The sequence below is a fragment of the Nocardia sp. CA-135398 genome (assembly GCF_050955845.1).
GTDB lineage: Bacteria > Actinomycetota > Actinomycetes > Mycobacteriales > Mycobacteriaceae > Nocardia.
Map to the genome: position 1 here is coordinate 2850988 of NZ_CP192084.1, position 14867 is coordinate 2865854.

Annotated in this window: 9 protein-coding genes; 7 read left to right on the forward strand and 2 right to left on the reverse strand. The window is 65.3% G+C overall.

The window, feature by feature from the left end:
- The first annotated feature begins 38 nt into the window (after positions 1-38).
- From ACQP1T_RS12625 to ACQP1T_RS12635, 3 genes are all read left to right on the forward strand, one after another.
- Positions 39-1106, forward strand: coding sequence for a discoidin domain-containing protein (locus ACQP1T_RS12625; protein WP_433760157.1), 1068 nt, complete (start codon positions 39-41; stop codon positions 1104-1106).
- A 10-nt stretch (positions 1107-1116) separates the two neighbouring features.
- Positions 1117-1833, forward strand: a complete 717-nt coding sequence (locus tag ACQP1T_RS12630; protein ID WP_433760158.1) for a hypothetical protein — start codon at positions 1117-1119, stop codon at positions 1831-1833.
- Between the two features lie 157 nt (positions 1834-1990).
- Positions 1991-6892, forward strand: coding sequence for an NAD-glutamate dehydrogenase (locus tag ACQP1T_RS12635; RefSeq protein WP_433760159.1), 4902 nt, complete (start codon positions 1991-1993; stop codon positions 6890-6892).
- Between the two features lie 351 nt (positions 6893-7243).
- On the opposite strand, the gene ACQP1T_RS12640 is transcribed toward ACQP1T_RS12635, so the two are convergent.
- A complete protein-coding gene (locus ACQP1T_RS12640; protein WP_433760160.1) occupies positions 7244-8311 on the reverse strand; it encodes an SPFH domain-containing protein in 1068 nt (355 codons plus the stop codon).
- A 198-nt stretch (positions 8312-8509) separates the two neighbouring features.
- On the opposite strand from ACQP1T_RS12640, the gene ACQP1T_RS12645 reads away from it, so the two are divergent.
- Both ACQP1T_RS12645 and ACQP1T_RS12650 read left to right on the forward strand, forming a co-directional pair.
- On the forward strand, positions 8510-10039 hold the full coding sequence (locus tag ACQP1T_RS12645; protein WP_433760161.1) for an amino acid permease: 1530 nt from the start codon (positions 8510-8512) through the stop codon (positions 10037-10039).
- Between the two features lie 390 nt (positions 10040-10429).
- Positions 10430-12625 (forward strand): tetratricopeptide repeat protein, encoded by a 2196-nt coding sequence (locus ACQP1T_RS12650; RefSeq protein WP_433762176.1) that lies wholly within the window; start codon positions 10430-10432, stop codon positions 12623-12625.
- Positions 12626-12640: 15 nt separating this feature from the next.
- On the opposite strand, the gene ACQP1T_RS12655 is transcribed toward ACQP1T_RS12650, so the two are convergent.
- Entirely contained in the window at positions 12641-12994 is a 354-nt protein-coding gene (locus tag ACQP1T_RS12655) for a DUF1707 SHOCT-like domain-containing protein (protein WP_433760162.1), read from the reverse strand.
- Positions 12995-13163: 169 nt separating this feature from the next.
- Between ACQP1T_RS12655 and ACQP1T_RS12660 the strand changes: the two genes are divergently transcribed.
- Both ACQP1T_RS12660 and ACQP1T_RS12665 read left to right on the forward strand, forming a co-directional pair.
- Positions 13164-13898, forward strand: a complete 735-nt coding sequence (locus ACQP1T_RS12660; RefSeq protein ID WP_062988184.1) for a MerR family transcriptional regulator — start codon at positions 13164-13166, stop codon at positions 13896-13898.
- Positions 13899-14102: 204 nt separating this feature from the next.
- On the forward strand, positions 14103-14684 hold the full coding sequence (locus ACQP1T_RS12665; protein ID WP_433760164.1) for a hypothetical protein: 582 nt from the start codon (positions 14103-14105) through the stop codon (positions 14682-14684).
- The last annotated feature ends 183 nt before the right edge of the window (positions 14685-14867 follow it).

The window sequence follows — 14867 nt, forward strand, 5'->3', positions numbered from 1 at the left end:
GAGTCGTGGTGCGGCCCGGTCTGGATACGATCCCGAGCATGGCTGGCGACGATCCGGGAGATGTCATTCTCCGCCATCGAGGCGCTGTCCTGGATGCGCTGCTCTCGGATCCCTCGTTCGGGGAAAACGATCCGGCTTCCGAATCCGTGCTGAGCGGACCCATGGTCGGCGCTCCGGAATTCGGGGAACTGGGTTTCGGTGATGATCCGTATTCCAGTGCCGCGGTAGCAGCCGGTTCCGCCCAGGGCGCGATGTCCGAGGAGCTCCCGCCGCGGCGGTCCTCCGATGGGCCCAAGGCCAGTGAGCGGATCATCGCCCTGCTGAACGGACAGCAGCCGGATGCCGCACCGGGACTGGACTTTTCGGCGGACTACTCCGAAGTCTCGGCGAAGCAGCCGCCGCCCGAGGAACCGGCCCGGTCGGCGTCCGGCACGTCCAAGACGCGTAAACCCGACACCGCGGAGCAGATCGCCTTGCTGGCGAAGAAGCTCAAGAATCCCAAGGTCGCGTTGGCGATCTGCGGTGTGCTGGTGCTATTGCTGATCATCGCGTTGGTTTCCACCGGTGGGAAGGACGATGCGCAGGCGCCGGATCGCATCGCGGTCATCACTCCTTCGGCGACCGCGCCCGCCCCGACATCGAAACCGGAACCGTCTTCGCCCGCGTCCGGAACGATCACCCCGAAATCCGCCACTGCCAACTGCCCACCGGGCAGTACGCCGGGTATGGACGCCTTCGGTGGGCAGCAGGGCAAGGCCTGGTCATGCCCGCGCGCATACAAGGTCGACGGGCAGGTGCTGACCATCGATCTCGGCAAGACCTATCAGATCGATTCGATCGGCATCGTCCCAGGCTGGGACAGTGTGGGCAGCGACGGTGTGGACCAGTGGACGAAATACCGCACCGCGAGCCGGGTTCGGTATAACTTCGATGATCCGAACAAGACGGCCTATACCCAGCAGACCCTCGATCAGCGCACCCTGGTCGTCACCAAGTTCGAGGTGCCCGTGCAGGCGTCGAAGATCGTGCTGACGATTCAGGAATCGAAGGGTGATCCGACAATCAATACCACCGCGATTTCCTCCATCGTGATCACCGGGCACTGAGGCCGCTGCCATGTCAGTAGCCGAGTTGGTCTGTGAGTACTGCTCCCACCGCAATATCGGTAATCCGGCGCAGTGTGGGCACTGCGGTGCGCCGCTGACCGCAGTGCATCGATTATCGAGCCTGACCAGGTATCCGGAGCAGGTCGAGCGGGTGGTCGTGGGTGCCGAGCGGGCCGTGGCGGCGACCGGGGATGCGGTGGCGGGTGCCGAGCACGCGGCGTCGGGTGCGGAAAAGCTTGTCGCCAAGGAATATCCGCGCTGGCAGTGGGGTGCCGCGATCGCGGCCATCGTGACCATGGTCCTCGGCCTCGGCTTCACGGTCGTGCGTTCGTGTTCGACGCCACTGTCCTCGATGGCCGATCTTGGTGTCGATCAGGCGCTGCCCGGCCAATTGCGTGCGGCCGCCTCCTGTCAGCCGGTCGACGCCACGGCCGAGAACTGTGTCGTTCCGGCGGCCGACCCGCTGCTCGCGGGTGGAATCACTGGTGGCCGGGATCTGACGCTCTCGGTGGCACTGGATCCGCCCGAGCGCCGGGCCGACACCGTGCGGAATTGGCGAACGGCGGGTGGAACCGTGTTGGCCGATGGTGTCGTCTTCGTGGCGATCAGTCCGTCGGCAACCCTGCGGTACGCGAATACCCTTGTCGGACTTCGGGTCGAGACGGGTGCCTTCATCGGACGTGCGGCCGCTCAGACCTTCATGTCACGATCCGGTCTAACTCCCTGACCGACCGGGCTCCGGCCGGTCAGTGCACTTGACCAGTGCTGATCTCTTCCATAAATATGCTACGCATTTAACGTACCGCTATACAACGGCACATCAAACCATGTAATGTATGGGAACCGTACGGTTACGGGCTCAGATCTCGGGAAGGCACGAGTCGATGGTGGCAACCACCCAGCAGACGATTTCATTCAAACGGTTCCGCGACGATCCGACCGATCTGGAGGCGGCCTACTTCCGTTGGATCCAGCCGGGCGCCACCGCGCCGACGATCACCGATCGGGCCGAACAGATCTTCCGAAACCACTTGGAACTGGCGGCGATTCGGCTGCCGGGTGCGGCCATCACCCGGGTGTACCGCCCCGATGACGGCAGCGGACTCGGTGCGGCGATCCAGATCGTCAATGACGATATGCCGCTGCTGGTCGATTCGGTGACCACCGCGCTGCGCCGTCTCGGCGCCGCGGTGACCGAGGTCGTGCACCCGGTCTTCGATATCGCACGGGACCGCCGCGGGCGGTTGCGGGCGATCGCCGCCAAGGAGCCCGATACCGTAGCGGCGAGCGGCAGTCACACTGTCACCGAATCGTGGATCCATGTGCAGCTGGCCCCCGGCGTAAGCACCGCGCTGCTGGACCGGATCGACCGCGAGCTGCCCGCGCTGCTGCGGGTGCTGCGCAAGGTCGTCGACGATACGCCGGGCATGGCGAACGCGATGGTCGCGCTGGCGGGTCGCCTCGACCATATCGCGCAACGCTCCGACGATCCGGAGGTACCCGAATGCGCGAAGTTGTTGCGCTGGTTGGCCGATGGGCATTTCACGGTGCTCGGCTACGGGTACTACCGAAGCAACCGCACCGATGGCGGTAACGAACCGCAACAGGTGCCTGGTACCGGCCTCGGCGTGCTCTGGAACGGTTCGAACGTCGATCTCGATGTCCCTGTGCTCGGCAACACCCGACCCGTCCTGCGGCTGGCCAACGGATCGGTGGATGCGCTGATCCCGGGATCGGGTGAGCTGTACTTCGTCAGCGTCGCCGATTACGGCAGTGGCGGCTCCGGCGGTGTCGGCCCGGTGCAGGGCGAGCACGTCTTCGTCGGCTCCTTCACGGTGACCGGCCTGCACGAGAACATCCTCGACATCCCGGTCATCACCCGCCGCGTGCATCAGGTCATCGAATGGGCGGGCTTCGAACTGAATTCGTTCTCCGGGCAGGCCATGCTGGAGATGATGCAGTCCTTCCCGCGGGTGGAGCTGTTCTCCACCGACGCCCGGCGGTTGTTCGAAACCGTCTCCGCGGTTATGAATTTGGGGCTGCGCAGGCAGGTTCGCCTGTTCATCCGGCGCGACGGACGCAGCGGTGCGGTCTACTGCCTGGTATACCTGCCCCGCGATCGGTACTCGACCGAGGTTCGGCTGCGCATGGAGGAGATCCTGCGCGCGGAATTCGACGGTGAGCAGGTCGCGTACTCGGCAAGGGCTAGCGAATCCGAGTTGGCTGTCGTCTATTTCACGGTGCACCGTCGTCCCGATGCGGAGCCTGCCGATATCTCCGAATCCAATCGCGAACGCATCCAGGAGCTGCTGTTCGCGTCCACCCGGAGTTGGGCCGACCGGTTGGTCGCGGCCGCGACCGGTGTACCCGCGATCTCGCCGAAGGCCGCCAATGCCTACGCGAGCGCCTTCCCGGTCGGCTACCAGCAGGAGTACGAGCCGGAGCACGCGCTGGTCGATCTGCAGCGGCTGGACCGTCTCGCCGACGGCGCCATCGATACGAATCTGTATCGGAATGCCGAATCACCGTCGGGGGAGTGGCGTTTCACGCTCTATGTCGCGGGCGAGGGCGTCTCGCTGAGCCGGGTGCTTCCGGTGCTGCAGAGTCTCGGGGTGGAGGTGGTCGACGAACGGCCGCATCGCATCGCCCTTCCGGACGATACGCACAAGTGGATCTACGATTTCGGGCTGCGCGTCCCGGCGGCGCTGCTGCGCACCGCGATCGATGCCGACCTGGAGGCCGACCTCACTCGATCGGCTGACGAGTCGTCGGTCGAAGGCGGTGTGCGGCAATACTTCCCGGAGGCCTTCGCGGCCATGTGGAACGGCAGCGCCGAGGTCGACGCACTGAACGAACTGGTCTTGCGCGCCGGACTACAGTGGCGGCAGATCTCGATACTGCGCGCCTACGGTAAGTACCTGCAGCAGGCCGGATTCGCCTACACACTGGGCAATATCTCCCGTGTATTGCTGGCACAGCCGAACATGGCCCGGTTGTTCGTCGAATTGTTCGACGCGTACTTCGATCCCGAGGGTGTCGGAGCGGTGGCATCGGCGCGGGCCGCTGGCATCGCCGAACGGCTGCAGGCCGAGATCGACGCGGTGGTGAGCCTCGATGCCGACCGTATCCTGCGCGCGGTACTCGGTCTGATCACCGCGACGCTGCGCACCAACTACTATCGCCGCGACAGCGACGGCAACGCGCCGGAGTACCTGTCGTTCAAATTCGATCCGCATGCGGTCTCCGAATTGCCCAGGCCGCGACCGCAATTCGAGATCTTCGTGTATTCGCCGCGGGTCGAGGGCGTGCATCTGCGCTTCGGTCCGGTCGCGCGTGGCGGGTTGCGCTGGTCCGACCGTCTGGAGGACTTCCGCACCGAGATCTTGGGCCTGGTCAAGGCGCAGGCGGTGAAGAACGCGGTCATCGTGCCGGTCGGCGCCAAGGGCGGTTTCGTGGTGAAGCAGCCGCCGACGGCGACCGGTGATCCGACCGCGGATCGACAGGCGCAGTTGAACGAGGGCATCGCCTGCTACCGCACCTTCATCTCCGGTCTGTTGGATGTGACCGATAACGTCGACCACGCCTCCGGCGAGGTGCTGCCACCGGAGCGGGTAGTGCGTCGCGACGGTGACGACACCTACCTCGTCGTCGCCGCCGACAAGGGCACCGCGACCTTCTCCGATATCGCCAATGATGTTGCGCGCCAATATGGTTTCTGGCTGGGTGACGCATTCGCCTCGGGTGGTTCGGTGGGCTACGACCATAAGGCGATGGGCATTACCGCCAAGGGCGCGTGGGAGAGCGTTAAACGGCATTTCGCCGAGATGGATATCGACACGCAGACAACCGATTTCACTGTCGCCGGGGTCGGCGATATGAGCGGCGATGTGTTCGGCAACGGCATGCTGCTGTCCGAACACATCCGCTTGGTCGCGGCCTTCGACCACCGGCACATCTTCCTGGATCCGAATCCCGATGCGGCGAAGTCGTTCCGGGAGCGCAAGCGGATGTTCGAACTGCCGCGCTCGTCCTGGGCCGACTACGACAAGTCGCTGATCAGCGCGGGCGGCGGTGTCTACGATCGGTCCGCCAAGGCTGTCCCGGTCAGCCCGCAGGTGCGCGAGGCACTTGGCTTGGATCCGAGCGTGACCAGGCTGTCACCGCCGGAGATGATCCGCGCGATCCTGCTCGCACCGGTCGATCTGTTCTGGAACGGCGGTATCGGCACCTACATCAAGGCCTCCACCGAGACGAATGCCGATGCCGGTGACAAGTCCAACGATGCGGTGCGGGTCGACGCGAACCAGTTGCGCGCCAAGGTGATCGGCGAGGGCGGCAACCTGGGCGCGACCGCGCTCGGCCGCGTCGAATACTGCGCCAATGGCGGCCGGATGAATACCGACGCCCTGGACAATTCGGCGGGTGTCGACTGCTCGGACCACGAGGTCAATATCAAGGTGTTGCTGGACGCGGTCATCTCCAGCGGCGAGCTCGATGCCGCCGACCGCACCGAACTGCTCGCCGCCATGACCGACGAGGTCTCCGAACTCGTACTGCGCGACAATATTTCGCAGAACTTCCGGATGGGGCTCTCGCGGGCGCAAGCGGTGCCGATGTCGGGCGTGCATCGCCGTCTCATCGCCGACCTCGAGTCCCGGCGCGGTGTCGATCGGCGGCTCGAGGCACTGCCCTCGGATGCCGAGCTGAAAAGGCGTGCCGCCGCCGGATCCGGGCTGACCTCGCCCGAGCTGGCGAATCTGCTTGCCCACGTGAAGCTTTCGCTCAAGGATGACCTGCTGGCCGGGGATCTGCCGGATAACGCGGCCTTCGCCTCGGCGCTGCTGGCCTACTTCCCCGGACCGCTGCGGGCACGGTTCGCCGACGCGATCGGCAGGCATCCGCTGCGTCGTCAGATCGTGGCCACCATGGTGGTCAACGACATGGTGGACCATGGCGGCATCACCTATGCGTTCCGGTTGGCGGAGGAGGCGGGCGCGAGCACCGACGATGCGGTGCGCGCCTTCACCGTTGCGGTGGAGATCTTCGATCTGCACACGCTCTGGCAACGCATTCGGACCACGCCGATGCCGACCGCGGCACGTGACGAACTCGAGCGAGAGACCAGGCGTACCCTCGACCGGGTGTCCCGCTGGCTGTTGACCAGCCGCCCGCAACCGATTGCCATCGGCGCCGATATCGCCCGTTACCGCGACGGAGTCCGCAAGCTCGCCGGCCAGATGCTGCCTGCTCGGCTGCCCGCGGCCCACGCCGAGGATCTGGCGACGAATGCACGTGCCGCTGTCGAGCGGGGTGCGCCCGCGGAATTGGCCGAGGAGGTGTACCGACTCATCCACCTGTTCCCGCTGTTGGACATCCTCGACGTGGCCGATATCGCCGAGCGCGACGCGGAGGAGGTTGCCGAGCTGTACTACGCACTCGACGATCACTTCCAGATCGAGCGGCTGCTGACCGCGGTGAGCAACCTCCCCCGCGACGACCGGTGGCGCACCCTGGCCCGGCTCGCGGTCCGCGACGATCTCTACGATTCGCTGCGCTCGCTCACCCTGGACGTGCTCACCGCATCCGAACCGAATGAGAGCACCGCCGACAAGATCGCCGAATGGGAGTCGGTCAACCGCCCCCGCCTGGCCCGTGCCGGTGCCTCACTCGGCGAGATCTTCGGCGCAGGCACCCACGACCTGGCGACCCTCTCGGTGGCCGCCCGCCAGGTCCGCAGCATGGTCACCAGCGGCGAATCCGCCGCGGCCGCACCGGCTTCTAGCTAGCCGTCGTCCCGCCGAACGTAGTCGAATGGTGGTCGCCCACGGCGAACTCGACCGCCATATGACTACGCTCGGCGGGCTGCTGGAGGCGGATAGGCGGTAGTAGGTGCCCCGTCGTCCGGTCGAACATCGGGATCCATACCTCCGCAGTGGATCCCGGTGTTCGCCGGGACGACGGGGTTTTCCTTTGGGCGGCTCACGCTCGAGTACGGCTCGCGCAGAGCTTCGGATTTCCGGATCGGTGTGTCGTGCGGGGAGTCGATGTGCGACGGCTTCGATGGTGTGCGACAGGGCCAGAAGGCTTGCGTCAGAGGCTGACGTCGGGTCCGCCGGTGCGGTAGGCCGTCGGGAGGGTCAGCTTGGGGCGGGGGTGCCGCAACTTCCGCAGAACTTCGCTGCCGCAGCGAGATCCGCGCCGCATTCGGTGCAGTGGCGCGGGCGGGCGGCCAATGGATCGCCGCAGTTCATGCAGAATCGCGCATTTGCGGGATTGTCGGTTCCGCAGCTGGCGCATTCGGGCTTCGGGTTGGTCGAAACCGGTTGTGCGACAGGGGGAACCGCCTGGCGCTGCCACGGATTGCTCGGCGCCTGCTGCTGGATGGCATTCAAACCCAATGCGGCGCCGAGGAATCCGTCGCCACCACCATGGCCGTGCGCGAAACCCTGGCCGGCGCCGAGTGCCAATTCGCCTGCCGCATAACGCTGGAAGTCGCCAGCAAGCCGGATATAGGTGACATCCTTGGCAAGTCGTTTGATGCGCTCGGCATCCTCCGGGGCCAAGGTGATATCGAAGTTGCCGAGGCGCGCGATGCGCAGGCCGTACTCGTAGAGCGTCAGATTGGTCTGGCGCACCACGGCGGCCTCGATCGGCTCCAACTGTCCGGACAGGCCGAGCACGGGCCATTCGCCCCGGGAAATCCCCTGGGTGACAGCGACTTTCATGGACTTCAGCAGTAGGTCCGAGCACCAGGACTCCACCGTCGCCGGGACGCTCAGGTCGGTGGTGCCCGCCAGTGCGGTGACCAGTTCGGCCGGATCCCGCACCGACAGTGCGAATTCCCCGAAGACGCGCAGCGTCACGACCTGTTCGCTGACCGGATCGGCGATATCGGCCAGGCGGCCGCCGAACTTGATGCCGGGAAACTCGCGGGTGGAGACGAAATACAGTTCGGCGCGGTAGAAGTTGTTGCCGGTCAGCGTATCCACGAGCGCGCCGAGTACCGGCAGTTCGTCGGCATCGATCCGATGCCGACCGGGGCCCATCGCGGCCACGACCTGCCCGGACTTGACGAACAGGGCGATCTCGTCGGCATTGACGTTGGCACGGCTGTAGCGACGGATGTTGACATCCGGCCACTTGTAGACCAGTTGATTCTTGCGGTCCTCAGGGACCGCGATGAACTCCCGTTCGAACCATGCCATGCTCGCGCTCCATCAGCCGTAAACGTATACATCGTACCGATGTTCAACGGTACGATCAACTAATGCCGAGGTCACGGCGGGTAGAGCGGCTCCGCGACGTTTCCGCGTGGTTACAAGTCTTGCTTCCCTATTGAACGTACCGTTGAATAGCGATACATTAAGCAGCGATATGATCGCCGTCACTTGAAAGGCTCCACCATGACAACCGTTCAATCCTCCGCGGAAGTGCCGGCGCCCGCGGATGGTCTGCATGCTGAGGATGCGGGCTATCACAAGGCGTTGCGCCCGCGCCAGCTGCAGATGATCGCGATCGGTGGCGCGATCGGCACCGGACTCTTCCTTGGTGCCGGTGGTCGGTTGCACACGGCCGGCCCGGGACTGTTCCTGGTCTACGCGGTCTGCGGCATCTTCGTCTTCTTCATCCTGCGGGCACTGGGCGAGCTGGTGCTGCATCGTCCGTCCTCCGGCTCGTTCGTCTCCTACGCGCGTGAGTTCTACGGCGAGAAGCTGGCTTTCGCAGTCGGGTGGATGTACTTCTTCCACTGGTGCATGACCGGCATCGTAGACATCACCGCGATCGCCACCTATGTCCATTTCTGGGGAGCCACCGAGGCGATACCGCAGTGGTTGATCGCGCTGGTGGCACTCGCCATCGTGGTCAGCATCAACCTGATCTCGGTTAAATGGTTCGGTGAGTTGGAATTCTGGGCCGCGCTGATCAAGGTCGTCGCACTCGTCGCCTTCCTGATCGTCGGCACCATCTTCCTGGCGGGCCGATTCAAGGTCGACGGTCAGACCACAGGTTTCACCGTGCTCTCCGATAACGGCGGCCTGTTCCCGACCGGTCTGCTGCCCCTGGTCACCGTCACCACCGGTGTCGTATTCGCCTACGCCGCAGTGGAATTGATCGGTACCGCGGCCGGTGAGGCGGAGAACCCGGAAAAGATCATGCCGCGGGCCATCAATTCGGTCATCGCCCGCATCGCGCTGTTCTACGTCGGTTCGCTGGTGCTGCTCGGCCTGCTGCTGCCCTATGTGGTCTTCAAGTCCGGTGAGAGCCCGTTCGTCACCTTCTTCTCCAAGCTCGGTGTCGGGGGTGCCGGCTCGATCATGAACCTGGTGGTGCTGACCGCGGCTTTCTCCAGCCTCAACGCGGGTCTGTACTCGACCGGTCGCATCCTGCGCTCGATGTCGATGAACGGCAGTGCGCCCAAGATCGCCTCGCGGATGTCCAACGGCGGTGTGCCCTACGTCGGCATCCTCGCCACCGGTGCGATCGCGCTGGTCGGTGTCGGGCTCAATGCGATGGTGCCGGACAAGGCCTTCGAGATCGTGCTGAACATGTCCGCACTTGGCACCATCGCGGCTTGGGGCGCGATCGTGATCTGCCAGCTGCAGCTGTTCCGTTGGTCGAAGAAGGGTCTGGCGGAGCGTCCTTCGTTCCGGCTGATCGGTGCGCCCTACACCAGCTACGCCACGCTGGTGTTCCTGGTCGCGGTGATCGTGCTGATGGCATGCAGCCACGAAATCGAGCAGCGCGGTGCCGTGATCGCCATGGCGGTGGTCGTAGTCCCGGCCTTCGTCGGCGGTTGGTTCCTGGCCCGCAAGCGGGTGCTGCAGGTCGCTCAGGAGCGCGAGGGCATCACCGGTCAGTTCCCGGTGCTCGCCGAGCGGCCGCGCCGCGAAGGTGACGCGGTCGTGGTTCTCGACAAGCCCGACGAGGAGTAGAAAGCAGATCATTTCGAGCGACCTGCAAGCAGTCGCTACGGGATCTCCGCCCCGGACAGCATGTCCGGGGCGGAGCTATTCCCATAGCGGGGAATAAGGCAAGGCGCGCGGCGGCGGACGGCGGAAGAGAATGGGTCCCCTATTCACCAGGCTCGAAAGGTTCCCATGCCGGAACAACCCAGCGCCTCCGAGAATCCGCTGCCGCACCCATGGGCGAATCGGCGGATGCGCGGTACCGAGGTTCCGCGACGGACGCCACATCCCTGGGCTACCCGCGGCATGTCGAAACTCGAAACATCGCAACGCCGCCAGCATCCATGGTCCGGGCCCAGCACCGTGGAACGTCCTCCGGCGCAACGGATCTCCGCGCCTCCATCGCCCGGCGATACCATGCCGGTGAGCGATCCGGTGACGGGCGCCGAGGAGGCCCTCGAACTCGACGAGCCGGTCTCCGGCCGCAGCGGTCGCTCTCGGCCGAGCGTGCGGCGGCTCGGCGCGGGCCTGGTGCCGATGCCTCGGGTGGCGCCGGTCGACCCGCGCTCCGCCATTCTCGACGATCCGGAAGTGCCCGAACTCAAACGGTTTTGCTGGAAATGTCAGGAACCGGTCGGACGCCGCACCGCAACCGAGCCGGGCGTGGTGGTCGGCGAATGCGGCCGCTGTGGTTCGCCGTTCAACTTCCGTCCGACCCTGCAGCGCGGCGAACTCGTCGCCGATCAATACGAGGTGCAGGGGTCGCTGGCACACGGCGGACTCGGTTGGATTTATCTCGCGGTCGACCGCAATGTCAGCGATCGCTGGGTCGTGCTGAAGGGTTTGCAGAACCCGCTGGACTTCGAGGCGCATGTGGTCGCGCTCGCCGAACGGCAATTCCTTTCCGAGGTGGCCCACCCCGGCGTGGTGAAGATATACAACTTCGTCAAACACCGGTCTGCCCGCGATATTCCGGACGGCTACATCGTCATGGAATACGTCGGTGGACAATCGCTGAAGAAGATGCTCGATCTGCGCGGCAAGGAGCGCATTCCGGTTGTCGAGGCTATCGCCTACATCATGGAAATCCTGCCCGCGCTGGACTATCTACATTCCTTCGGATTGGCATACAACGATCTGAAACCCGACAACATCATGGTCAGCGAGCACGAGGTCAAACTGATCGATCTGGGTGCGGTCGCCGCGATGGATTCCTACGGCAGCATCTACGGCACGCCCGGCTATCAGGCCCCGGAGATCACCGAGACCGGGCCCACCGTGGTTTCGGATATCTACACCGTCGGCCGCACCCTGGCGGCGCTCGCCCTGGATCTGCCGCGCGATCGCGACGGGCATTTTCTCGGCGGCATACCCGAACCGGATGAGGAGCCGCTGCTCGCGCGCTACCCGTGTCTGTACCGCCTGCTGCTGCGTGCCACCGATCCGGAGCCGGAGCGACGCTTCCCGTCCGCGTATTCGATGTACTGTCAGCTCGCCGGCGCGCTGCGCATGGTGCTCGCGATCGACACCGGCCTGGAACATCCGCAGCCTTCGGTCGAATTGAGCTCCATGCGAGACGATTTCGGCATCGATACGCTCATCGGCCAGACCGACGGCATCGTCGACGGCATGGCCAGGATGCCGGTGCTCGAGGCGCGCGATGTCGTCGCGGCCCTGCCGACGCCGTTGATCGATAGCGAGGATCCCAGTGCCGAACTGCTGTCCTCCCTGCTGCACGGCGAACCGCGGCACGCGCTGGACGCGCTGCGCCGGGCACACGAACGCATCCGCGCGGGCACCATCGTCGCCCCGGAATCCTTCGACCTGGAGGGGCCGCTGACCGCGGTCCGCGCCTATCTGGACCTGGGGGAAACCGTTCCGGCCTGCCAGTTGCTCGCCGATCTGCGCCCCGACTACGGCGCGGACTGGCGCATCGAGTGGTACGTCGGCGTCGCCGCGCTGCTCGACGGCCATTACCACCGCGCCTGGGAGCATTTCGAGACCGTGCACGGGATGCTGCCCGGCGAGATCGGACCGGAACTCGCCCTGGCCGCCACCGCGGAACTGGTGCTGCAGCATCTGGACGACCCGGCCGAATCCGATCGCTGGCACCGCGCCGCGGCCGAGCACTACCGTGCGGTCTGGCGGACCAACCACGGTGTGGTGAGCGCGGCCTTCGGCCTGGCCCGTCGACTCGCCGCCGACGGCGAATTGCTCGAGGCCGTCGAGGTGCTCGAACAGGTACCCGCCGCGTCCCGGCATCACAGCGTCGCGCATACGACGGGATGTCTGCTGCTGGTATCGCGGCCGATCGCCGATATCACCGAGGAAGATATCTGTACGGCGGCGGGGCGGTTGGAGGCGCTGCCCGACGATGCGCGAACGCTGCAATTGCAGGTCATCGTGGTCGGTGCCGCCTTGGAGTGGCTGCGGGTCGGCGGGCGGCCGCGGAATCCGAATCGGACGATCCTCGGTTTCCCGGTCACCTCGGCGGGACTGCGGCAGGGGTTGGAGACCAGCCTGCGCGCCCTGGCCAGAACCGCGCCGGATCGCTGGCACCGCTACCGGCTGGTCGATCTGGCGAATTCGGTTCGGCCGCGCACCCGCTGGTAGCGACGACAGTCGGGCTCAGCGCAGCTGTTGCACCACGAAGGCGACGATGGTTCCGGTGCCCGCCAGCAGCCACAGCCAGTTACCCGTGGCGACCGCGAGCACGACCGCCACGATCGAGACCACCGCGGCGATCGTCCGCAATCTTTGCAGTGCGTTGCCGGTGGGTGCCGGCGGTGCATCCGGCGTGATCCCGGGCAGGTCGACGAACAATTCCGCCAATTGTCCTTTGGTGGTCGCCGCCGCGGCAATGGCGCTGCGTTCGTCGAACTCGGTCAGGCTCAATCGCCCGGTACCGAGATGGTGCGACAGTTGCTCCAGCGCCCGTTCCCGTTCCGTCACGGTAATTCGAGAAGCCTGCGCTTCGGTCATATCGGAAGGATAAGCCCCGCTGCCTCCGTTTCGGTGTGTATGAATTGCCAACGGCGGGAATAGTTAGGGGCGTCATTGGGGGTTGACAACGCCTGGCTCACCATAGGTACCCGACATCACTGACGTATGCTTACCTGTGGGTAATGTTTCTGTGTGGTTTCCTAGACATATGGCAGGGGACGTGGAGTACACGATCGACGAGCTGGCGCGCGAGGCCGGTACGACCGTCCGTAGCCTGCGGGTTTACGCCGAGCGCGGCATCCTGCCCCCACCACAGGTCAAGGGCCGCACCGGTTTCTACGGACCGGATCACCTCAATCGGGTGCAGACGATCAGCCGTTTGCTGGACCGAGGGATCAAGCTCAACGGGATCAGGGAACTGCTGGAGGCATGGGATCGCGGTGACGATCTCGGCGACATCCTCGGCGTCGCGGAGCCCGGTGCGACGCAATCCACCGCGCCGCCGACCGGCGACACGATCGCGGCGACCGAACTCGAGCAGCGCTACCGCGACGTGCCCCATGGATTGGCCCGCGTGGTCTCGGCCGGTCTGTACGAACCGGTCGACGCGGCGACCTACCGCATTGCCGATCCGCAGCTGATCCGCATCTTCGATCAGTTGGAGGGCGCGGGCATGCCGGTCGATGCGCTGCTCGCCGAATTGGAGCGCCTGCGCGCGGACTGCGACCGGATCGCCCGCCGTTTCGTCGATCTGTTCCATCGGTCGGCGTGGGAGCCGTATCAGAACTCCGAGCGCACACCCGCGGATACGGCGGTACTGGCCGACCGGGTGGCCGAGACTCGGATCCGGCCGGGCCAGGCGACCGCCGAGCTCGTGAACCGCTTTATCGCGAAGTATCTCGAACAGGACAGCGAACTCAACGAGGCGCTGCCCGAAGCCTGACGCGCCGAGGCGCGCATTTTCTTACCTGGCTTGCGGCTGCTGCATGTGCCTGGCCAGGTGTTTCTCTTCCATCGTTCCCACGTGTGGTGATACTTAACTTAACGTGCCGTTAGATAGCGTTACATTAGGCAGCGGGATCAGCACCTCCCATCGGTCCGTATCGACGTCGGCCGGTGGGGCGAGACAATGATGAAGGAGACGTCGATGATCAACGTCAGCGAACTGCGCGGCGCACCCAAACCTACGGAATGTCCTGACCAGGCACGTAATGCCAAGGGACGCAACAAGATCCGAGCACTGTCATTGCTTGCGGCGATCGCGGCGGGGGTCGGCGGATTCGGTATCGGCACCGAGACGCCCGCGGCCAACGCGGATATCGGCGTGCGCTGCCTGTGGGCCGGCGAAGCCGTGCCGCAGGGTGTGGCGATCTCCGCGGGCGGCTGGAGGTTCCGGTGCCAGTCCGATTTCTTCGGCTTCGCGCGCTGGTCTCGTGAGGGCTACGCATCCGGTCGCAGCAGCGTGTACAACCCGGGCACCAACGGTAATCCCGCGGGCAAGTTCAGTCCGGGTGCGCAGCAGCCGGGCACCGATTACATGGACTACTGCGTCGGCAGTCAGCTGATCGAGGGTCGCGACGATATCTACGAGGCCGTTGCGGACGGTCGCGGCGGACTGTATTGGCGTGCGGCCGGGCCGATTTCGGACTGGACGTTCGATATGGCCGCGAACCGGCCGGGACCGTCGTGGCGGTCGTCGAGCCTGTGCGTCGACGGCAACCTGACCTAGCCGACAGACCGCGAAACTTCTTATCGCCGATGCCCTTTCGGGTGGGCCGTGCAACTCCGCACGCACCGCCCGGGAGGGCATCGGTCTGTGTGGGCGTCCAGTTGGCCACCGGCGGAGGGCAGTTGGCGAACGATGCTGACGGGTAGTTGACGAATGGCGCTGATTCGGGTCGGTGTACGACGA

Coding starts and splice junctions, on each gene's coding strand:
- ACQP1T_RS12625 (WP_433760157.1), top strand. CDS start 39: ATGGCTGGCGACGATCCGGGAGATGTCATTCTCCGCCATCGAGGCGCT.
- ACQP1T_RS12630 (WP_433760158.1), top strand. CDS start 1,117: ATGTCAGTAGCCGAGTTGGTCTGTGAGTACTGCTCCCACCGCAATATC.
- ACQP1T_RS12635 (WP_433760159.1), top strand. CDS start 1,991: ATGGTGGCAACCACCCAGCAGACGATTTCATTCAAACGGTTCCGCGAC.
- ACQP1T_RS12640 (WP_433760160.1), bottom strand. CDS start 8,311: ATGGCATGGTTCGAACGGGAGTTCATCGCGGTCCCTGAGGACCGCAAG.
- ACQP1T_RS12645 (WP_433760161.1), top strand. CDS start 8,510: ATGACAACCGTTCAATCCTCCGCGGAAGTGCCGGCGCCCGCGGATGGT.
- ACQP1T_RS12650 (WP_433762176.1), top strand. CDS start 10,430: ATGCCGGTGAGCGATCCGGTGACGGGCGCCGAGGAGGCCCTCGAACTC.
- ACQP1T_RS12655 (WP_433760162.1), bottom strand. CDS start 12,994: ATGACCGAAGCGCAGGCTTCTCGAATTACCGTGACGGAACGGGAACGG.
- ACQP1T_RS12660 (WP_062988184.1), top strand. CDS start 13,164: ATGGCAGGGGACGTGGAGTACACGATCGACGAGCTGGCGCGCGAGGCC.
- ACQP1T_RS12665 (WP_433760164.1), top strand. CDS start 14,103: ATGATCAACGTCAGCGAACTGCGCGGCGCACCCAAACCTACGGAATGT.